Raw genomic sequence first — 18,984 nt, 5'->3', positions numbered from 1 at the left:
TGCTGGCTCGGATGCCCTGCAGGCCCGCACGAACTCCACCCTGCGCTCGTGCAACCGCGCGGTCGCTATGGTCGTGGCGCCGGCTGCTGGCGCGCTCGGCGTCGCCTGGGGAGACCTGCCGGCGCTGCTCGTCGCCGCAGTCGTCTCAGCCGTCGTCGCCGTGGGGCTGACGCTCTGCCCGTTCCGCACGGTGCGGGCGAGATCCTAGCCAGGCCGACCCCCCTCCTGCCGGCTCGGCCGGCAGTGGTGTGTCAGGCTGCCCGTCGTGCCAGACACCACGGTGGTCCTCCGCGACGACGACGAGCGCTACCCGCATCTACTCCGTGACGGCTGGACGGTGACGGCACGATCCTGGGCCGCACGCCTCGACATCACTCCGGCGCGCGTCTCCGCCTGGAGGGCGTCTGCCGACCGGCTGCCGCCGCACGACACGTGCCGCGGGCTGGGCGCCGCCGACGTGCCCGCGATGCTGGAGCTCGACGCCGCTACCGCCGGCGACTATCCCGGCAGCGTCGCGACCGCACACGAACCCCTGACCGAGGGGCGCGCCTGCCCGACCCCCGCCCGGCGCGCCTTCGGCGTTCTCGACACGGACGGGCGGCTGGTCGCCCTGACCTTCGTCGACGTCGATGGTCGAAAGGCGGAAGTCGACTTCACCGTCGTGGCGCCGGACCGACGCGGCCAGGGCCTCGCGGTGGCGGTCAAGGCCGCCTCGCTGCTCGCGCTGGCCCGCGACGGTGTGACGGTGGTTCGCACGGGAGGCTCAGCCGACAACGGCCGCATCCTCGCCGCGAATGTCGCCCTGGGCTTCCGCGTGGACGAGCACTGGCTGACCCTGACCGCGCCGGAGACCCGCACCGGCGGCGTCGAGGCAGCCCACGCCCCGCAGCCCCGGTGAGCGGCGGGGGAGTGAACACCGGCGGGGCCCCGCCCGAGCCGATGCAGCAGATGCGCTACGGTCCGGTCGCTATGGACCTCTCCCGGCCGTTGACCGATGGGCACGTCACCGTGCGAGCAGCGGAGGACGCCGACGCTGCCGCCTTCCTCGACTACAAGCGTCGCCCCGAGTGCCAGGCATACGTCTCCCGCACCGTCGACACGCTGGAGCAGTCGAGCACCTTCATCGACAGGTGCCGGACCGAGCCGGACGCCCTGCTCTGTGCCGTCGTGGTGGACGGACACGTCGTGGGTGACATCGGCGGCCGCCGCTACCGGCCCGAGTCGTTGGGCCCGGAGCCGGACGTGCACGACTTCTACCTCGGCTACTCGATCAGCCCCGACCACTGGAACCGGGGCCTCGCCGGCGCCGCCGTCGCGCTCGTCGTACCGGCCCTCCACGAGGCAGGGATCCGCCGCGTCGTGGCGAAGACCTTCGCCGAGAACGCGGCGTCGCTCCGCGTCCTGACGAGAAACGGCTTCCGTCTCGAGGGCACGGAGCGTCAGGCGGTCCTGGGCCGCGACGGCCGCTGGCTCGACGACTGCACCCTGGCGCACCTCGCCGAGCCGGCTCCCCGCTGACGTGTCCAGCCGGCACAGGCGCGGAACCGGGCGGTGGGTGACAGAGCGCGCAACGACCCCCGGTCCCGCGGCGAGTCAGGAGACGAGAGCGAGCCAGTCCTGGACCCTGGGCACGCGCCGCGCGAGGGGATGGAAGTAGAAGACGCTCTCGTGGCGGATCTCGCCCACGAGGACCACGTGCTCCAGCTCGCCGCGAGCGGCTCGACTGTCCGCGGCACCCAGCTCGACGAACATGCGGCGGCCGTCGTGCTCGGGCGTCTTCATCGTGGCCGGCGCACGAGCCGGTCGAGCAGGCGCTCGAGCTCCGCAGCCGGGTCCTCGCAGAGGCCCCCGTGCACCGGCCCGGGCTGCAGCACGGTCGAGCGCGGGGCGATGATCCAGCCGAAGCGCTGGCCGGGCTTGTCGAGGGTCGGCAGCCCCCGCCCGGTCTCGCCGCGGCACACGGCGCGGACGCGCTCGAGCATCGACCGCACGCCGTCGAGGTCGCACGCGGGTGCCAGGGCCAGCGCGCGGCGCTCGTCGAGGTCCCATGCCGCGTCGAGGAAGCCGGCGTCCTGGGAGTAGAGGACGACGCCGACGTTGATGAACTCCTCACGGTCGACGCGCGGGACCAGTCGGAGCAGGACGTACTGGTACGCGTTCACGCCGCCGCTCCCGTCGGCACCCACGTGAGCGGACCGTCCAGGCGGGCCTGCAGCATGAGGGCGTATGCCGCTCGCACCGCAGGCGCGTCGGCGAGGTCCGGGGTGGGCTCGATCCACTCCTCGGGCACCTCGGCGACCACGGCGTCGATCGCCTCGGGCGTGAGCCGGGCGGCGAGCTCGTCGTGGCGGCGGGCGACGTCGCCGGCCACGTCACGCAGGACGTGCCGGCTGGCGTCGAAGGGCTGGGCGGCGAAGCGCTCGGGGGCCGGCGGCCGACTCGGCCAGGAGTGGTGGAAGTAGAGGGCGGCGCCGTGGTCGATGGCCCACGTGCGTCCGTGCCAGACCAGCAGGTTGGGGTTCGACCACGTGCGGTCGACGTTGGCCGTCAGGGCGTCGAGCCAGATGATCCGCTCGGCCAGGTCGGCGTCCGGCGGCCGCGAGCCGTCGTAGCCGAGGGAGCCCGGGAGGAAGTCGACGCCCAGATTGGTGCCCAACGAGGCCGTGAGCAGGTCCTGGACCTCCTCGTCGGCCTCGTACCGGGCGATGCGCGGGTCGAGGCGCACGACGGCCAGGTCGGGGACCGGGATCTCGAGCAGGCGGGCGATGCCGGCGACGAGGACCTCGGCCACTAGGACCTTCAGTCCCTGGCCTGCGCCGCGGAACTTCAGGACGTAGGTGCCGTCGTCGTCGGCCTCGACGATCCCGGGCAGCGAGCCGCCCTCCTTGAGCGGCGTCACGTAGCGGGTGGCGGTCAGCTCGGGAAGCACCGCGTCAGCCTAGTGGCCGCTCGAGGTCGGCCGTGGTGGCCCGCTGCCACAGTCCGCCGAGCGCCATGGCGGTGGCGCCGTAGAGGCAGGCGAAGGCCACGAGCGGCCACCACGCCAGCCCGGTGGCCGGCAGCACGACGGCGCCGAGCGCGGCCGCCGCCACCATGCCGGCGTTGTAGACGACGTCGTACGCGGAGAACGCGCGACCCAGCAGGTGGTCGGGCACGTGCGCCTGCATGAGCGAGTCGACGGTGATCTTGACGCACTGGGAGGTGAACGAGACGGCGAGCCCCACGGCGACGATCGTCCACGGGTGCAGGAACGGGCCGAGCACGGCACAGACCAGGGCGCCGAGCGCGAGCATGCGGGCGGCATACGGCACGGCGCCCAGTCGCGGGGCGAGCCACGGCGTCACGACCGCGGCGGCCACGAACCCGACTGCGGACGCGGCGGCGGCGACGCCGAAGCCGAGAGGTCCGTGACCGTCCTCGAAGGGGCCGCGGAAGAGCAGCAGGCTCTGGAGCAGCAGGAAGCCGAAGGGGATCCGTGTCACGAACACGAGCAGCAGGAGCAGTCGAGCGCGGCGAGGCAGCGTGCGGGCGGCCTCGACGAGGCCGCTGACGACGGACCGGGCGATCTGGCCCATGGACGGCCCGCGACCCGTGTCGTCCGGACCGACGAAGGGCAGTCGCGCGGCCGCCCACGCGGCCACCGCGACGCCCGCGGCGGCCAGGAGCACGTCGGTCACGTCGCTGCCCCCGAGGGCCCGGACACCGGTGCCGACGGCTCCACCCAGCAGGTAGGCCACCGAACCGCACGTGGGGGCGACGGAGTTGGCGCTCACCAGTTCCTCGCGCTCGACGACGTGTGGCATGGCGGACGACAGGCCGGCGAGGATGAAGCGGTTGACGGAGAAGACGAGCAGCACGAGGCCGTAGAAGGCGGGCGGCGAGTCGGCCCCGGTCACCAGGGCGGCGACCGCGAGCATCGCCGCGACACGGATCAGCTGGCTGACGACCAGCACCCGCCGCCGTGGCCACCGGTCGAGCAGGACACCCACGAAGGGCCCGAGCACGCTGTAGGGGAGCAGGACGATCGCGAACGCGATGGCGATGGCGCGGGCGTCCGCACCCTGCTCGGGGTTGAAGAGCACGTGGCTGGCGAGCGCCACCTGGAAGAGGCCGTCGGCGAACGACGACGTCATGCGACTGGCGAAGAGCCGCCGGAACCCATGCCCCCTGAGCAGGGTGAGCAGGGCCCGCAGGAAGGTCACGCGGCACAGCGTACGGTCACGTCACCCACGGACGGGGTCAACCCCACCCAGTGCACGGCGCAGGCCGACGGCAGCGGCTCCGGCTATCCGTCCAGAACAGGCTGTCTGCTGGTCTCGGGACGCGTGTCCGCCTGAGCGCCCAGGGGGATGGTCGGCGCGCTCTCGACCGGGTCGGGCGCATCGGGGATGCCCGCGGCGACGCGGGCGATGGTGGGCAGCGCCTCCGCCAGGCGCCGGCGCTCCTCGTCGGGCAGCTGGGCGAGGACTGCCGCCGTCGCCTGCGAGCGCCGGTCGCGCCACTGCTCGAGACCTTCCCTGGCCGACGGCGTCAGGTCGAGGCGTGCGAGCCGGCGGTCGCTCAGGTCGCGGGTGCGGACGAGCGCGTCCACGGCCAGCAGCTGCCCGACGAGGGTCGACACGGTGTTGGGCGCGAGGCCGAGCATGCGCGCCGCCTCGGCGACCGTGATGCCGGGGTTGCGGCGCACGGCTCTCAGCAGCTCGAGCTGGGCTCCGGAGAGGGCGAGCTCGGGAAGCGGCGCCCCGACGAGGCGCCGCGAGCGGCGACGCAGCAGCCCGACGACGTCGTACAGGTCGTCCACCAGCCCGGGCAGGTTCTCGTCGCTCACGCTCGAAGGGTACGGCGCCCGGGCAGTGGCAGCCAGAGCCCGTTCAGCCAGAAGACGGCCGCCGGCCGTCTTGCGCCCCTGGAGGGCGGCGCCGGCCCGGAGGGAGGGGCGGCACGATCTGCCGATTCCACCTCGGCAGCGGTCGCCTTCCTCCTACACTCCGACGACCCGGACCGGACGAATCGGTCCAATCCGCCACGACACCAGGTGGTCCTGTTGCCCCGTCGCACCCGTTCACTCGTCACCGCCTGCCTGTTCCCGGTCCTCACCGCGGCAGCCGCCGGCGCGCTCGCCCCACCGGTCGCGTCCGGCGTGACGGCTCGTCCGGAGACGGTTCCGGCGGCAGCCACCCTCACACCGTCAGCGCAGGCACAGGCCGTCTACAACCGCATGTCCTCCGCGCAACGGATCGGGCAGCTCTTCATGGTCGGAGGATCCGCCACCGGTGTCGGCACCGCGACGGCGACCGCTATCACCCGCTACCACGTCGGCAACCTGATCCTGATGGGACGCGCGACCACGGGGGCCGCGGACGTGCGCTACCTGACCGGGCGGGCGCAGACCTTGACGACGACCGCCGCGACGGCCGGTGTGCCGCTGTTCGTCTCGGCCGACCAGGAGGGCGGTCAGGTCCAGGTGCTGCAGGGACCCGGCTTCTCGCGCATGCCGACCGCCCTCACCCAGGGCACGTGGGCGGACCCGACCCTCACCGCATCCGCCAGGACCTGGGGCACTCAGGTGCTGCGGTCGGGGGTCAACGTCGACCTCGCCCCGGTCATGGACACGGTCGCCAAGGGCTTCGCCGCGTCGAACAGGCCCATCGGCTTCTACCAGCGCGAGTTCGGCTACACCCCGGCGGCCGTCGCCGACAAGGGCACGGCCTTCCTCAGGGGCATGCAGGCCTCCGGCCTCGCCATGACCCCCAAGCACTTCCCGGGCCTCGGACGCGTCACGGGCAACACCGACACGACTGCGGGGGTCACCGACACGGTCACCACTCGCACGTCCGCAGACCTCGTGCCGTTCAAGGCCGCCGTCACGGCCGGCGCCCGCTTCCTCATGGTCTCCTCGGCCTACTACTCGCGGATCGACCGCAGCCACCCGGCCGTCTTCTCCTCCACCGTCATCGGCGGCATGATCAGGCACGACCTCGGGTTCACCGGAGTCGTCATCAGCGACGACCTCGGGGCCGCCAGGCAGGTGGCGGCCTGGTCGCCCGGCGCCCGGGCGGTCAACTTCATCAATGCCGGGGGAGACATGGTGCTGACCGGCAACGCGCCCGGCATCCCGGCCATGGTGGCCGCCGTGACGTCCCGTGCGGCGTCGGACAGTGCCTTCCGCTCCCGGGTGCAGGCGGCCGTGATGCGGGTGCTCACCGTCAAGGCGGAGTACGGCCTCCTCGCGCCACGCCTGCCCGTGACCGGTTCCCTGGACGTCCGGACGAAGACGGCTCTGCAGCGCTGGCTCGGCGTCGCCCAGACCGGTGTCTTCGACACCGCCACCGTCAGGGCGCTGCAGACTCGCACCGGTGCGCCCGTCACCGGCTCCTGGGGCGCCCGATCCGCTGCTGCGCTCCAGGACTACCTGGGCCTCTACCGCGACGGAGTGAGCACCTGGAACGCCCGCACCGTCGCCGGCCTCCAGCGCTACCTCGTGACCCAGCTCTGAGCTGCCGCTCCGCCCGGCGGTGCACGGAAGAGGGCGAGGGCCCCGGTCTCCCGGGGCCCTCGCCCTCTTCCTGCTGGTGTCGAGGGGGGGACTTGAACCCCCACGCCCGTTAAGGGCACTAGCACCTCAAGCTAGCGCGTCTGCCATTCCGCCACCCCGACAAGGTGATGCAAGGGGCTCGTGGGATTCCCTTGCGGCGAGGCGAAACGTTACACGTGGCCTTGCCAAAAGGCCAAACGGCCCCGGCGCCCTTGCCGGGCGGGCCGCGAAGGGCACGAGCAGCGGGTGCGCGGGCCCCGGCATACGCTGGCCGGCATGAGCCAGGACCCCGCCCGCACCGCCCAGTCCGCAACCGCCCCGGAGGAGGAGGTCGCGCGCATCTGCGCCGAGCTCATCCGCGTCGACTCCTCCAACTACGGCGACGGCTCGGGGCCGGGGGAGCGGAAGGCGGCCGAGTACGTCATGGGCGAGCTCGCCGAGGTCGGGCTCGAGGGCACGCTCCTCGAGAGCGAGCCCGGTCGGGCCACCGTCGTCGTCCGGCTCGAGGGTGAGGACCCGTCCCGTCCGGGCCTGGCTGTCCATGGTCATCTCGACGTCGTGCCCGCCGACGCGGCCGACTGGCAGGTCGACCCGTTCGCCGCCGAGGAGCGCGACGGCTGCATCTGGGGCCGCGGCGCCGTCGACATGAAGGACATGGACGCGATGATCCTCGCGAACATCCGCCACTTCGCGCGCACCGGGACCAAGCCCGCGCGCAACACGACCTTCGTGTTCTTCGCCGACGAGGAGGCCGGCGGCAGGCTCGGCAGCCACTGGCTCGTCGACCACCAGCCGCAGTGGTTCGAGGGCGTGACCGAGGCGATCAGCGAGGTCGGCGGCTACAGCGTCACGGTGCCGACACCGCAGGGCCAGCAGCGCGCGTACCTGCTCCAGACGGCCGAGAAGGGCATCGCCTGGCTTCGGCTGCGGGCGCACGGCCGTGCCGGCCACGGGTCGGTGCCCAACGACGAGAACGCCATCGTGCGCCTCGCCGCCGCCATCGGTCGCGTTGCCGCCCACGAGTGGCCGCGCGAGTACATCGCCTCGGTCCGCGAACTGCTCGACACGCTGGGCACCATGACCGGCCTGTCCTCGACCGACTCCGACCTCGAGCCGCTGCTCGCGACGCTCGGGGGCGCACAGGGGTTCGTGCGTGGCACGCTGCGTGACACGGCGAACGTGACGATGCTCGACTCCGGCTACAAGCACAACGTCATCCCGCAGACCGCGACCGCCGCCGTCGACTGCCGCTTCCTCCCCGGCCACGAGGACCAGCTCATGGACACCATCCGGGAGCTGGCCGGCGAGCACGTCGAGGTCGAGGTCGTGCACCACGACGTCGCGCTCGAGGCGCCCTTCTCGGGAGACCTCGTCGAGTCGATGAAGCAGGCCCTGCTGCGCGAGGACCCGGAGGCGGTCGTGCTGCCGTACTGCCTCTCCGGCGGCACCGACAACAAGGCGCTGGGCCGGCTCGGCATCCAGGGCTACGGGTTCGCGCCGCTGCGGCTTCCGGCCGACCTCAACTTCGCGCCGATGTTCCACGGGATCGACGAGCGGGTCCCCGTGACGTCCCTGGAGTTCGGGGCGCGGGTGCTCGGCGACTTCCTGCGGACCTGCTGAGCGCGGTGCGGCGTGACCGTGGCGGCTTCGGCGGCCAAGCGGGTCAGGCGGGTGAGGGGGTCAGGCGGTGCGCTGCACCCGCATGATCCGCCGCCGCAGCCACATGCGACGGACGCCGCCGACGTAGACGACCGTCCGCGAGAGCTCCCACCGGCCGTACTCGGCGTGCTCGCGCACCGCCTGTCGGGCCTCGGCCTTCGAGGTGTGCCGGTCGAAGGTCAGGACTCGGTACTCGTAATCCGTCATCGCCCTCCATTCTGGCACCAACCACGATGTGACCAACCGAGACGGCACCGAGACCGTATGCCGTGGGCGGGCGTCCCCGGGCCGCGGTACGGTCTTCGGGTCATTCGTCCGCCGGCCCGGCGAGCCCCCGAGGAAGCTCGGGAGCTCGCATCCCAGCAGCACAGGGCCGGCACCGGGGCGATCAGGGGAACCGCCCGGCACCGCCTGGCGTTATCGGCCCAGGAGGTCATCTCATGAAGTGGAACACCCGCCGCGTCGCCGCCGCAGCCATCGTCCTGCCCGCGGTCCTCGGCGTCGCCGCATGCGGCAAGAGCGAGTCGCCCGCCCCCACGAGCGGCCAGACGTCGGCCGCCGGCTCGACCGCCGCCTCGACCGCAGGCTCGTCGGCCTCGGCCGCTCCGTCGACGACGAGCGACACGCAGGCCAGTGGCCAGCCCTACCAGGACAAGGCCTCCTTCGTCGCTGCGATGAAGGCCGCCGGCAAGGACACGACCACCGCGCACGTGACCATGACGATGGACGCTGCCGGCCAGAAGGTCTCGATCAGCGGCGACACCAAGGTCGACGCGAGCAACCCGGCCATGAAGATGACCATGGACATGGGCCAGTCGATGAAGATCGACATGCTGCTCGTCGACAAGAAGGTCTACATGAAGGGCATCCCCAACCTGCCGGCGGGCAAGTGGGCCGTCATCGACAGCAGCTCCGCCATGGGCAAGCAGCTGATGCAGTCGCTCGGTCAGGCGGACCCGACGAAGATGTACGACCAGTTCGGTGCAGCGGTCACGGACGTCAAGCCCGTCGGTGAGGACACCGTCGACGGCGACAAGACCTGGAAGTACGACCTCACCCTCGACACCAAGGCGATGCAGGCGCAGATGCCCGCCGACGCCAAGTCGGCGATGCCCGCGAGCATCGACTACACGGTGTGGCTCGACCAGCAGGACCACCTGCGCAAGGTGACCTTCGACCTCTCCGGCGTCAAGGCGGACATGACCATGAGCAAGTACGGCGAGCCCATCGACGTCACCGCCCCCAAGGCGGCCGACACCGTCAAGGCGCCCATGTGAGCCACCGCAGGACCGGCTGACCCCGTCGGCTGACCCTGTCGGCAGCAGCCGCACCCAGAGGTCCCGCCGCGAGCACGACTCGCGGCGGGACCTCTGTGTCGCAGCAGCATTCCCGGCGAGCCGGGCCGCGATCCGGTTCTCACCCTCCCGCCGGTCGACTACGGTCGAGACATGACCGTCGACCCCCGCTCCGCCCTCGAGCAGCTCATCGCCGCCCTCGAGCGTCACTTCGAGGCCGCGAACGCGAGCCGCGACCCCGACCACCCCATGGTGCTGGCGGCGGCCCAGGACCTGGCCGAGGCCTTCGACGACTACGACGAGGCGCTCTACGACGCCACCGAGGTCGCCACCCCGCTCGCCATCTACGGCGATGACCTGGGCGGCCCCGAGGACGAGGACGGTCCCGACAACCGCGTCTACGCCGGCCTCGAGTCGGAGGACTACGACGACGAGGACGACGACGACCTCGACGAGGACGACGACGAGGACGACGAGGACCTCGACGAGGACGACGACGACCTCGACGACGAGTACGAGGACGACGACCCCGACGAGGACGACGACGAGGACGACGACAGGCGTGACGGGGCCGGGTCGCGTACCCGGCCGGACGGCACGGACCGGCGCGGCTAGAGCGAGACGTCGTCGAGCGCGGCGACGATCTCGTCCGGGAGCGTGAGCTCCAGGCTGGCCAGCGCCGAGCGCAGCTGCGTGGACGTGCGCGCGCCGACGATGGGGGCGGCCACGCCGGGGCGCTCGCGCACCCAGGCCAGCGCGACCTCGGCCGGCTTCGCCCCCAGGCCCCGGGCCGCCATGGCGACGGCGTCGGCGACCCGCCGCGCCGGCTCGTCGAGGAAGCGCTCCGCGAAGCCCGGGAAGTCCTTCGACGCTGCGCGCGAGCCCGACGGGATGCCGTTGCGGTACTTCCCCGTGAGCACACCGCGCCCGAGGGGCGACCACGGCAGCAGGCCGAAGCCGAGCGACGAGGCCGCGGGCGCCACCTCGTGCTCGGGGGTGCGGCACACCAGCGAGTACTCGACCTCGTTGGCCACCAGCGGGATCCGCGCCGACTCGAGCATGCTGAAGGCGCGGGCGGACTGCCACCCGGAGTAGTTCGAGACGCCGACGTAGCGGGCGCGGCCGGTGCTGGCGGCCCACTCGAGCGCCGACAGGGTCTCGGAGAGCGGCACCTCGTCGGACCACGTGTGCACGAGCCAGAGGTCGACGTGGTCGGTGCCGAGCCGCCGCAGGGACGTCTCGAGCTGCCCCATGAGCCCGCGCCGCGAGACGTCCACGCGGCGCTGGCCGCCGGCCCGCGAGATGCCCGCCTTGGTGCACACCACGAGGTCGTCCCGGTCGACGCTGCCGCCGAGCAGCTCGCCGAGGATCGTCTCGGCGTCGCCTCCGCCGTAGCCGTATGCCGTGTCGACGAGGTTGCCGCCCGCGTCGACGAACGCGCGTAGGTGGTCACCGGCCTCGTGGCGGTCGACGGCGTTGCCCCACAGCATCGTCCCGAGGGCCAGTGGGGTGACCGTGAGACCGGACGAGCCGAGACGCCTGCGCATGGCAGGAACGGTAGTGGGCCAGACCACGCCGACCGCGGGCGGCACGTCGGTCGGCGCGCCGATAGCCTGCGCTGCATGAGGATCGGCGTGAATCTCGGCTACTGGGGACGCGGTACGAGCGGCCCCGACCAGGTCGCGGTGGCCCGGGCGGCCGACCGCCTCGGCTACGACAGCGTGTGGGTCGCGGAGGCATACGGCTCCGACAGCCCGTCGATGCTGGCGTGGATCGGGGCGCTCACCGAGCACGTCGGGCTCGGCAGCGCCGTCATGCAGATCCCGGGTCGCACGCCGGCCATGACCGCGATGACGGCAGCGACCATCGACACGATGTCGGGCGGCCGGTTCCGGCTCGGCCTGGGGGTCTCCGGCCCGCAGGTCAGCGAGGGCTGGCACGGCGTGCCGTTCCGGCACCCCCTGGGGCGCACGCGCGACTACGTCGAGATCGTGCGGGCGGCACTGCGCCGGGACACCGTCGCGCACGCGGGGCCGCACTACCCGCTGCCGCTGCCGGGCGGCCAGGGCAAGGCGCTCAAGCTCGCGGCCCGGCCGGTGCGTCCCGACCTGCCGGTCTACCTCGCGGCGGTCGGGCCCAAGAACCTCGAGCTGACCGGTGAGATCGCCGACGGCTGGCTCGCGATCTTCTTCAGCCCGGAGCACGCGAGTGACCTGCTCGCCACTCTCGAGAAGGGGCGCCGCCTCGGTGGACGTGGCCCGGCCGAGGCGCCGATGGAGGGCTTCGACGTCGTGGCCGCCACGCCGGTCGTCCTCGTCGACGACGTCGCTGCCGCCGCGGACCACGTGCGCGACTACTGCGCCCTCTACATCGGTGGGATGGGCTCGCGGGAGCAGAACTTCTACAACCAGCTCGCCTGCCGGATGGGGTTCGAGGAGGACGCGGCCCGCATCCAGGACCTCTACCTCGCCGGGCGCCACCGCGAGGCGGCCGCGGCCGTGCCGCTCGAGTTCATCGACGAGACCGCGCTGCTCGGCTCGCCGGCGCGTGTCGCCCGCCGGATGGGCCGGTACGCCGACGCGGGCGTCACCACGCTCGCCGTCGCCGTGGGCGGCGGGATGACCCGGGCGCAGGCTCTGGCCACGCTCGAGGTCGTGGCCCGGGTGGGCGGCCTGGCGGAGCGCACCTGACGTCTCGGAGGTGCGCGCCGGCGCCACCCGACGGCCGACGCCGGCCGTTCACCCGGGCTTCGTCCGGTGGCCACCGTCTGTCGCGTTCGTGCGGCGGCGGTGGCCGCTAGGGTGCGACACTGTGCCCCGCGGCCGTCACCCCCGGGTGGAGCGGCCGGCCCCGTCCCCGCGCAGAACGGCCCACCCCACCCATGGCTGACCTCAGCTACCTCGACGCCGTCGTCCTCGGTGTCGTCGAAGGCCTCACCGAGTACCTCCCGGTCTCCTCGACCGGCCACCTCACCATCACCGAGCAGCTGCTCGGGCTCAAGGTCGACGACCCGGCAGTGACCGCGTACACCGCGATCATCCAGCTGGGCGCGATCGCAGCGACGCTGCTCTACTTCTTCCGGGACATCATCCGCTTCGCCGTGGCGTGGTTCCGGGGCCTCGTGCGCCCGGCCGAGCGGGAAGGCAGCGACTACGGCCTCGCCTGGGCGGTCGTCATCGGCTCGATCCCCGTCGGCATCGTCGGCTTCCTGGCCCGCGACGTCATCTCCGGGCCTCTGCGCAGCCTCTGGGTCGTGGCCGTCGCCCTCATCGTCTGGAGCGCCGTCATGGTCGCCGCCGAGCGGATGCACGCCGGCCTCGAGTCGCGAGGCGTGGTGCGCGGCGAGAGCGACGTGCGGCCCGTCGACGGCCTGGTCATCGGCCTGCTCCAGTGCTTCTCCCTGATCCCCGGGGTCTCCCGCTCCGGTGCCACGATCTCGGCCGGCCTCATGCGCGGCCTCGACCGCGTGACGGCGACACGGCTCAGCTTCTTCCTCGCGATTCCCGCGCTCACAGCAGCGGGCCTCTTCCAGGCCGTGCAGGAGCGGCACGGGCTGTCGGCGCTCGGCGTCGGCCCGATGGTCGTGGGCCTCGTGGTCGCCTTCATCGTCGCCTACGCCTCCATCGCGTGGCTGCTGCGCTTCGTCGCGACCAACACCCTGATCCCGTTCGTGTGGTACCGCGTGATCCTCGGCATCGTCCTCGCAGCCTCACTGGCCGCCGGGTTCATCAACGCCACCTGAGGCCCAGAGCCTCGATCTGCGGTCCGACGGCCGGCTGCCCGCCACGGGGAGCCGGCCGTCGCCGCACCTACAGCCAGCCGGAGCGCTTGAAGGCCCGGTAGAGCCCGATACAGGTGGCCGCCATGACGGCGATGGCGACGAAGTAGCCGTAGTAGAACTCGCCGCCACCGACGTGGAAGCTCACCGACAGCTCGGGGATGTGTTCGAAGTTCATGCCGTAGATCCCGGCGATCATCGTGGGCACCGCGGCCATGGCGACCCAGGCGGAGATGCGGCGCATGTCCTCGTTCTGCTGGACGCCGACGCTCGCCAGGTGCGCGGACAGGACGTCGGTCAGCAGTCGGTCGTAGGACTCGACGTGGTCGTTGACGAGGCGCAGGTGGTCGGCGACGTCGCGGAAGAAGGGACGCAGCTCGGTCCCGACGTCGTGTCCGCGGATGGGGTCCATGAACAGCGCCAGCGTGTCGGCCAGGGGCTGGCTCGCGCGGCGGAACTCGAGCACCTCGCGCTTGAGCCGGTAGATCGTGTTGGCGTCGCCGCCCTGGTTGGAGGCGAAGACCTGTTCCTCGATCTGCTCGAGGTCCTGGCGCACCTCGCGGTCGACGACCGTGTAGTTGTCGACGACGGAGTCCATGACGGCGTGCAACACCGTCATGGGCCCAAGGCGCAGGCGCTGGGGCATGGCCTCGAGGCGCTGGCGCACCCCGGCCAGCGGGTTGCCCTCGCCGTGGCGCACCGTGACGACGAAGCGGTCGCCGAGGAAGAGCATCACCTCGCCGGTCTCGATGTCGCTCGTCTCCTCGATGTAGCGCAGCGTCTTGAGCACGACGAAGAGGGAGGACTCGTAGTGCTCGATCTTGGCGCGCTGGTGGCCCTTGACGGCGTCCTCGACGGCGAGCGGGTGCAGGTCCAGCTCTGCGTTGACGAGGGCGAACTCGTCGTCGGTGGGGTCCTGCAGCCCGATCCAGAGGAACCCGTCCTTGCGCAGGCGCACGGCGTCGAGCTCGTCACTGAGGTCGCCGCAGGGCCGGCGGCGGCCGTTGCGGTAGATGGCCTTGTCCACGATCACAGGGGCTACTCCACCACGTCGGAAGCCTGCGGTCGCGGACACCCGCCGAACAGCCACGAGGCGGACGGTCACCGGTGCCTCAACCCTGACGCCAGCCCCGGCGCGACGGGACGTCGGGCCACGGGTGCAGCCGGAGCGCGGGCTAGGGTGGCAACGTGCCCACCGTCCTCTTCGTGCGCCACGGGCGCTCCACCTCCAACACCGCCGGAACCCTTGCGGGTTGGATGCCGGGGGTCTTCCTCGACGAGACGGGCGAGGCCCAGGCGGCCGCGGTGGGGCAGCGCATCGCCGCGGCCGTGCTGCCGGTCGTGGAGGTCGTCAGCTCGCCGCTCGACCGGTGCGTCCAGACGGCCGACCTGCTCTCGGCCGCCCTGCCCGACCACGTGAGCCGCAGCGTGCACCAGGGCCTGGGGGAGTGCCGCTACGGCGCGTGGACCGGCCGCCCGATCTCCGAGCTCGCCAAGGAGGAGCTGTGGAAGGTCGTGCAGGACCGCCCCAGCGAGGCGCGCTTCCCCGACTCGGCGGCATACCCGGGGGAGTCGATGGTGCAGATGCAGGACCGCGCGCTGCAGGCGGTGCGGGAGACGGACGCGCGCATCCTCGAGACACACGGCAAGGACGCCATCTGGGTGGCCGTCTCGCACGGTGACGTCATCAAGTCGATCCTGTCGCACGCGACGGGGGCGCACCTGGACGACTTCCAGCGCATCTTCGTCGACCCGGCCTCGGTGAGCGTGGTGCACTACACCAGCCGCAAGCCGTTCGTGCTGCGGCTCAACGACGTCGGCGGCGACCTCGCCGGCCTGCGACCCGCTGAGAAGCCTGCCGCCGAGGAGGGTGACGCGGTCGTCGGTGGGGGCGCCGGTGCGGCCCCGGCCGTCGGATAGGGTCGGGAGCATGACGGTCCAGGACTTCGATCCCGCTGACCGGTTCGTCGCCGGGACGGTCGGCCCCGCCGGCCAGCGGGCCTTCTACCTCCAGGCGAGCACCGGGCCCCTCGTGGTCACGGTGGGCGTCGAGAAGCAGCAGGTCTCCATCCTCGCCGACCGCATCAACGACGTCCTCGACCAGCTCGCGCCGGCCGAGGCGGTCGAGCCCGGTGAGCCGGGCGGCGTCGCGGAGGACACCGAGCCGCTGCAGACGCCGTTCGACGAGGACTGGCGCGTCCAGACCCTGTCGCTGGCCTGGGACGAGGACCGGCAGAAGCTCGTCATCGAGTGCCACGACCACGACCCCGACGAGGTCGACGAGCAGGCCGACGACGAGGTGGCCCCGCTGGCGCGCAACTCCATCCGGGTGAGCCTCAGCCCGGCGGAGGCCCGGGCCTTCGCCCGGCGCAGCAACGCCCTCGTGGCCGCGGGGCGCCCACCCTGCCCGTTCTGCGGCAACCCCCTCGACCCCACGGGCCACATCTGCCCGCGGGCCAATGGCTACAAGCGCTGACCCCACTCCGTCGGCGGTCGACCTGACCGGCGAGATCGAGGTGCTGGGGCGGGTAGCCGACTCCTCGAACCTCGCCGTCATCGCGCGCGTGTCCACGCTGCCCGGCGGCCACGTGATCTACAAGCCCGTCCGCGGCGAGCGCCCGCTCTGGGACTTCCCCGACGGCACGCTCGCCGGTCGCGAGGTCGCGGCCCACGTCGTGTCCGAGCTGGGCGGCTGGGACGTCGTGCCACCGACCGTCCTGCGTGACGGCCCCCTGGGTCCCGGCTCGGTGCAGCTGTGGATCGGTGACCCGTTCGACCCGGTCGCGGGCGACGTGGTCGTCGACCTCGTGCCTGAGGGCCAGACCCCCGAGGGCTGGCACGAGGTGCTCGACGGCGAGACGCCCGGCGGGCGGGCCGTGACCGTCGTGCACTCCGGCGCCGACGACGTGCGGTCCCTCGCGGTCCTCGACGCGGCGCTCAACAACTCCGACCGCAAGGGCTCGCACTGCCTGCGCGACAAGGACGGTCGCCTCTGGGCGATCGACCACGGGGTGACCTTCTCGCCGACGCCGAAGCTGCGCACCGTCCTGTGGGGCTGGGCGGGGGAGCCGCTCACCGACGCCGACAGCGCCCGGCTGCGACGGCTGCGCACCGCCCTCGACGACGAGGCCGACCGTGACCGGCTGCTCGCGCTGCTCCCGGAGGCCGACGTCGAGGCACTCGCCCTGCGGGTCGCGCGTCTCCTCGAGCGCGGCGTGCACCCCTATCCGAGGGGCGACTGGCCGTCGGTGCCCTGGCCGCCGCTGTGAGCCTGCCTGCCGAGGCTGCCGGCCGGGCTGCCGAACCGGTCCGGGAGCGCTGAGAGCCCCGGGATAGAGTCGGCGCGTGAGAAGCTGGCCGACGCCGTTCATCCCCAAGGTCCCGGGCAGCGCCCCCGAGGTGCTCGTGCGCGACACGGCAACCGGCGAGCTGGTCCCCGCCGCCCGAGGCGAGCAGGTGACGCTCTACGTCTGCGGCATCACGCCCTACGACGCGACGCACATGGGCCACGCCGCCACCTACGTCACCTTCGACCTGCTCGGCCGTGTGCTGCGCGACAGCGGCCACACCGTGCGCTACGTGCAGAACATCACCGACATCGACGACCCGCTGCTCGAGCGCGCCGAGCGTGACGGCATCGACTGGCGCGACCTCGCCACCCGCGAGATCGCGCTCTTCCGGGAGGACATGACGGCCCTCGCCGTCATCCCGCCGGACGAGTACCTCGGCGCCGTGGAGAGCATCCCGACGTTCGTCGGCCCCATCGAGAAGCTCGTGGCCGACGGGTGGGCGTATGCCGTGCCGGCGCCGGACGCGTCCCGCAAGGGCGCGTGCGACTACTACTTCGACGTCGCCCGCGATCCGCGCTTCGGCTCGGTGAGCCACCTCGACGAGGCCGGCATGATGGAGGTCTTCGCCGAGCGCGGGGGCGACCCCGACCGCGAGGGCAAGCGGAATCGCCTGGACGCGCTGCTGTGGCGCGCCCACCGCGAGGGTGAGCCCGAGTGGGACGGCGGCAGCCTCGGCCCGGGCCGTCCCGGCTGGCACATCGAGTGCGCGTGCATCGCCCTCGACCACCTCGGCATCCCGGTCGACGTCCAGGGCGGCGGCACCGACCTCGTCTTCCCGCACCACGAGATGAGCTCGGCCCACGCGCGGGCGATCAGCGGATCCGAGTCCTTCGCGGGCGCGTTCGTGCACCAGGGCATGGTCGGCCTCGACGGCGAGAAGATGAGCAAGAGCCGGGGCAACCTGGTGCTCGTCTCGCAGCTGCGCCGGCAGGGCGTCGACCCGATGGCCATCCGCCTGGCGCTGCTGGCCCGGCACCACGCCCACGACTGGATGTGGACCGACGCCCAGCAGGCCGAGGCACAGCAGCGACTCGCGACCTGGCGCGACGCCCTGTCCGGCAACGGCGGCCCGGTCGCCGACCAGACGGTCGACGACATCCGCGCCGCCCTGGCAGACGACCTCGACAGCCCCCGGGCCCTCGAGGCCGTCGACCGCTGGGCCAGCCAGGCACTCAGCCGCGGGGGCGATGACCCCGGTGCACCCGGCATACTCGGTCGTGCCCTCGACGCCCTCCTCGGCGTCCGCCTCTGACGGCAGAGCGTCGCCCCTCGCCGGCCAAGGTGGCGGCAGGTCGGTGACGGTGCCCCCCCCGCTCGGGCCCGCTGACCGAACCGGCACGACAGGCCACCACGTGGCGGGTTGTTGCGGTCGGGTGGGCCCGATCGGCGCGACGAGCCGCCACGTGGCGGCTTGTTGCGTTCGCGCTGCAGGTCCGCCCTCGACGGGCCGGACTAGCGGCCCGGCTGGTCGTCGTCGCGGCCGCGGAGGTAGCGCTCGAACTCCCTGGCGATCGCATCGCCGCTCGCCTCGGGCAGCTCCGCGGTGTCCTGCGCCTCCTCGAGCGACTGGACGTACTCGGCGACCTCCTCGTCGGACTGCGCGAGCTCGTCGACCCCGCGCTCCCAGGCCCGCGCGCTCTCCTCGAGGTCGCCGTGCGGCACGGTGATACCGAGCAGCGACTCGATACGGCGCAGCAGGCTGAGGGTGGCCTTGGGCGAGGGCGCGCCACCGGCGTAGTGGGGCACCGCGGCCCAGGCCGACACCGTGGGGACGCCGGCGTCGCTGGCGGTGTGGGTCAGCACGCCGACGATGCCGGTCGGGCCCTCGTAGCGGGAGGCCTCGACGTCGAAACGGTGGATGGCCGCCTCGTCCTCGGCGGTCGCGGTCACCGGGATGGGACGGGTGTGCGGCACGTCGGCCAGCAGCGCCCCCACGGTGACGATGGTCGTCACCCCGAGCTGCTCGGCGAGCTCGAGCAGCTCGACGGAGAAGGCGCGCCACCGCATCGACGGCTCGATGCCCTGCACGAGCACGACGTCGCGTTCGAAGCCGGTCTCGGTGGCCACGAGGATGCGCGTGGTCGGCCAGCTGAGCAGCCGACGGCCGTCCTCGAGCGAGACGCGCGGCCGGTTGACCTGGAAGTCGTAGTAGTCCTCGGGGTCGAAGGCGGCGACCACCTCGGCGCCCCACACGTCGGCCAGGTGCCGCACGGCGCTCGTGGCGGCCTCCCCGGCGTCGTTCCAGCCCTCGAAGGCCGCGATGAGCACCGGGTCGGTCAGCTCCGGCACGTCCTCGAACTCCAGCACGTCTTCTCCTTCACCGTGGCGCGGTCGCGCCGACCCCTTCAGCCTAGGTCCTGCCGGTGT

22 protein-coding genes and 1 tRNA gene are annotated in these 18,984 nt (G+C 72.7%); 13 read left to right on the top strand and 10 right to left on the bottom strand.

Features of this window, described 5'->3' with window-relative positions:
• Positions 1-73 precede the first annotated feature (73 nt).
• The 3 genes from AB0316_RS09150 to AB0316_RS09140 are packed head-to-tail and all read left to right on the top strand — an operon-like array spanning position 74 to position 1,518.
• A complete protein-coding gene (locus AB0316_RS09150; RefSeq protein WP_366272416.1) occupies positions 74-208 on the top strand; it encodes a hypothetical protein in 135 nt (44 codons plus the stop codon).
• Between the two features lie 57 nt (positions 209-265).
• Positions 266-898 carry an acetyltransferase gene (locus AB0316_RS09145; protein ID WP_366272414.1) on the top strand — a complete coding sequence of 211 codons (633 nt, stop codon included), beginning with the start codon at positions 266-268 and terminating at the stop codon, positions 896-898.
• Between the two features lie 11 nt (positions 899-909).
• Positions 910-1,518, top strand: a complete 609-nt coding sequence (locus tag AB0316_RS09140; RefSeq protein ID WP_366272412.1) for a GNAT family protein — start codon at positions 910-912, stop codon at positions 1,516-1,518.
• 75 nt (positions 1,519-1,593) lie between these two features.
• Here AB0316_RS09140 and AB0316_RS09135 read toward each other — a convergent pair whose 3' ends face one another.
• The 5 genes from AB0316_RS09135 to AB0316_RS09115 form a co-directional block, all read right to left on the bottom strand.
• Positions 1,594-1,782: a hypothetical protein gene (locus tag AB0316_RS09135; RefSeq protein WP_366272410.1), complete on the bottom strand. Its 189-nt coding sequence runs from the start codon at positions 1,780-1,782 to the stop codon at positions 1,594-1,596.
• Entirely contained in the window at positions 1,779-2,162 is a 384-nt protein-coding gene (locus AB0316_RS09130) for a DUF3037 domain-containing protein (RefSeq protein WP_366272408.1), read from the bottom strand. The genes AB0316_RS09135 and AB0316_RS09130 overlap by 4 nt, the downstream gene beginning before the upstream one ends.
• Positions 2,159-2,929 (bottom strand): HipA family kinase, encoded by a 771-nt coding sequence (locus AB0316_RS09125; protein ID WP_366272406.1) that lies wholly within the window; start codon positions 2,927-2,929, stop codon positions 2,159-2,161. The genes AB0316_RS09130 and AB0316_RS09125 overlap by 4 nt, the downstream gene beginning before the upstream one ends.
• Positions 2,930-2,933: 4 nt before the next feature.
• A complete protein-coding gene (locus AB0316_RS09120; RefSeq protein ID WP_366272404.1) occupies positions 2,934-4,202 on the bottom strand; it encodes an MFS transporter in 1,269 nt (422 codons plus the stop codon).
• An 83-nt stretch (positions 4,203-4,285) separates the two neighbouring features.
• On the bottom strand, positions 4,286-4,828 hold the full coding sequence (locus AB0316_RS09115; RefSeq protein ID WP_366272402.1) for a MarR family transcriptional regulator: 543 nt from the start codon (positions 4,826-4,828) through the stop codon (positions 4,286-4,288).
• 216 nt (positions 4,829-5,044) lie between these two features.
• On the opposite strand from AB0316_RS09115, the gene AB0316_RS09110 reads away from it, so the two are divergent.
• Entirely contained in the window at positions 5,045-6,496 is a 1,452-nt protein-coding gene (locus AB0316_RS09110; RefSeq protein ID WP_366272400.1) for a glycoside hydrolase family 3 N-terminal domain-containing protein, read from the top strand.
• 74 nt (positions 6,497-6,570) lie between these two features.
• Here the strand turns inward: AB0316_RS09110 and AB0316_RS09105 are convergent.
• Positions 6,571-6,657: transfer RNA gene (locus AB0316_RS09105), tRNA-Leu, on the bottom strand.
• A gap of 154 nt (positions 6,658-6,811) precedes the next feature.
• Here AB0316_RS09105 and AB0316_RS09100 point away from each other — a divergent pair.
• Positions 6,812-8,155 carry a M20/M25/M40 family metallo-hydrolase gene (locus tag AB0316_RS09100; protein WP_366272398.1) on the top strand — a complete coding sequence of 448 codons (1,344 nt, stop codon included), beginning with the start codon at positions 6,812-6,814 and terminating at the stop codon, positions 8,153-8,155.
• 60 nt (positions 8,156-8,215) lie between these two features.
• Here AB0316_RS09100 and AB0316_RS09095 read toward each other — a convergent pair whose 3' ends face one another.
• Complete coding sequence (locus AB0316_RS09095; RefSeq protein ID WP_366272396.1) at positions 8,216-8,401, bottom strand: DUF5703 family protein; 186 nt, start codon at positions 8,399-8,401, stop codon at positions 8,216-8,218.
• A 233-nt stretch (positions 8,402-8,634) separates the two neighbouring features.
• Here AB0316_RS09095 and AB0316_RS09090 point away from each other — a divergent pair, with 233 nt between their 5' ends.
• Together AB0316_RS09090 and AB0316_RS09085 are read left to right on the top strand one after the other, a co-directional pair.
• A complete protein-coding gene (locus AB0316_RS09090) occupies positions 8,635-9,471 on the top strand; it encodes an LppX_LprAFG lipoprotein (protein WP_366272394.1) in 837 nt (278 codons plus the stop codon).
• A gap of 171 nt (positions 9,472-9,642) precedes the next feature.
• Positions 9,643-10,104, top strand: a complete 462-nt coding sequence (locus AB0316_RS09085) for a hypothetical protein (protein ID WP_366272392.1) — start codon at positions 9,643-9,645, stop codon at positions 10,102-10,104.
• Here the strand turns inward: AB0316_RS09085 and AB0316_RS09080 are convergent.
• Positions 10,101-11,036, bottom strand: coding sequence for an aldo/keto reductase (locus tag AB0316_RS09080; protein ID WP_366272390.1), 936 nt, complete (start codon positions 11,034-11,036; stop codon positions 10,101-10,103). The two genes, AB0316_RS09085 and AB0316_RS09080, sit on opposite strands and share 4 nt — an antisense overlap.
• Before the next feature lie 75 nt (positions 11,037-11,111).
• Between AB0316_RS09080 and AB0316_RS09075 the strand changes: the two genes are divergently transcribed.
• Complete coding sequence (locus AB0316_RS09075) at positions 11,112-12,179, top strand: LLM class F420-dependent oxidoreductase (RefSeq protein WP_366272388.1); 1,068 nt, start codon at positions 11,112-11,114, stop codon at positions 12,177-12,179.
• Positions 12,180-12,370: 191 nt separating this feature from the next.
• Positions 12,371-13,231, top strand: a complete 861-nt coding sequence (locus AB0316_RS09070; RefSeq protein WP_366272386.1) for an undecaprenyl-diphosphate phosphatase — start codon at positions 12,371-12,373, stop codon at positions 13,229-13,231.
• Between the two features lie 67 nt (positions 13,232-13,298).
• Here AB0316_RS09070 and corA read toward each other — a convergent pair whose 3' ends face one another.
• Positions 13,299-14,300 (bottom strand): magnesium/cobalt transporter CorA, encoded by a 1,002-nt coding sequence (gene corA / locus AB0316_RS09065; protein ID WP_366272384.1) that lies wholly within the window; start codon positions 14,298-14,300, stop codon positions 13,299-13,301.
• Between the two features lie 155 nt (positions 14,301-14,455).
• Here corA and AB0316_RS09060 point away from each other — a divergent pair, with 155 nt between their 5' ends.
• From AB0316_RS09060 to mshC, 4 genes are all read left to right on the top strand, one after another.
• A complete protein-coding gene (locus AB0316_RS09060; protein ID WP_366272383.1) occupies positions 14,456-15,187 on the top strand; it encodes an MSMEG_4193 family putative phosphomutase in 732 nt (243 codons plus the stop codon).
• A gap of 10 nt (positions 15,188-15,197) precedes the next feature.
• Complete coding sequence (locus tag AB0316_RS09055; RefSeq protein WP_366272382.1) at positions 15,198-15,743, top strand: DUF3090 domain-containing protein; 546 nt, start codon at positions 15,198-15,200, stop codon at positions 15,741-15,743.
• Positions 15,727-16,536 carry an SCO1664 family protein gene (locus AB0316_RS09050; protein ID WP_366272380.1) on the top strand — a complete coding sequence of 270 codons (810 nt, stop codon included), beginning with the start codon at positions 15,727-15,729 and terminating at the stop codon, positions 16,534-16,536. The genes AB0316_RS09055 and AB0316_RS09050 overlap by 17 nt, the downstream gene beginning before the upstream one ends.
• A 76-nt stretch (positions 16,537-16,612) precedes the next feature.
• Positions 16,613-17,869 (top strand): cysteine--1-D-myo-inosityl 2-amino-2-deoxy-alpha-D-glucopyranoside ligase, encoded by a 1,257-nt coding sequence (mshC, locus tag AB0316_RS09045; RefSeq protein ID WP_366272379.1) that lies wholly within the window; start codon positions 16,613-16,615, stop codon positions 17,867-17,869.
• 200 nt (positions 17,870-18,069) lie between these two features.
• Here the strand turns inward: mshC and AB0316_RS09040 are convergent, their stop codons facing one another.
• Positions 18,070-18,924, bottom strand: coding sequence for a PAC2 family protein (locus tag AB0316_RS09040; RefSeq protein WP_366272377.1), 855 nt, complete (start codon positions 18,922-18,924; stop codon positions 18,070-18,072).
• Between the last annotated feature and the right edge of the window lie 60 nt (positions 18,925-18,984).

The organism is Terrabacter sp. NPDC080008, assembly GCF_040702505.1.
Taxonomy (GTDB): Bacteria; Actinomycetota; Actinomycetes; order Actinomycetales; family Dermatophilaceae; genus Terrabacter.
Note: the sequence above shows the minus strand (reverse complement) of the source record. Positions and strands in the feature narration are given on the sequence as shown.

Bases quoted from the DNA above. Each gene is read 5' to 3' on its own strand.
- AB0316_RS09100 (WP_366272398.1), top strand. From the start codon at position 6,812: ATGAGCCAGGACCCCGCCCGCACCGCCCAGTCCGCAACCGCCCCGGAG.
- AB0316_RS09055 (WP_366272382.1), top strand. From the start codon at position 15,198: ATGACGGTCCAGGACTTCGATCCCGCTGACCGGTTCGTCGCCGGGACG.
- AB0316_RS09070 (WP_366272386.1), top strand. From the start codon at position 12,371: ATGGCTGACCTCAGCTACCTCGACGCCGTCGTCCTCGGTGTCGTCGAA.
- AB0316_RS09090 (WP_366272394.1), top strand. From the start codon at position 8,635: ATGAAGTGGAACACCCGCCGCGTCGCCGCCGCAGCCATCGTCCTGCCC.
- AB0316_RS09095 (WP_366272396.1), bottom strand. From the start codon at position 8,401: ATGACGGATTACGAGTACCGAGTCCTGACCTTCGACCGGCACACCTCG.
- AB0316_RS09050 (WP_366272380.1), top strand. From the start codon at position 15,727: ATGGCTACAAGCGCTGACCCCACTCCGTCGGCGGTCGACCTGACCGGC.
- AB0316_RS09075 (WP_366272388.1), top strand. From the start codon at position 11,112: ATGAGGATCGGCGTGAATCTCGGCTACTGGGGACGCGGTACGAGCGGC.
- AB0316_RS09080 (WP_366272390.1), bottom strand. From the start codon at position 11,036: ATGCGCAGGCGTCTCGGCTCGTCCGGTCTCACGGTCACCCCACTGGCC.
- AB0316_RS09135 (WP_366272410.1), bottom strand. From the start codon at position 1,782: ATGAAGACGCCCGAGCACGACGGCCGCCGCATGTTCGTCGAGCTGGGT.
- AB0316_RS09085 (WP_366272392.1), top strand. From the start codon at position 9,643: ATGACCGTCGACCCCCGCTCCGCCCTCGAGCAGCTCATCGCCGCCCTC.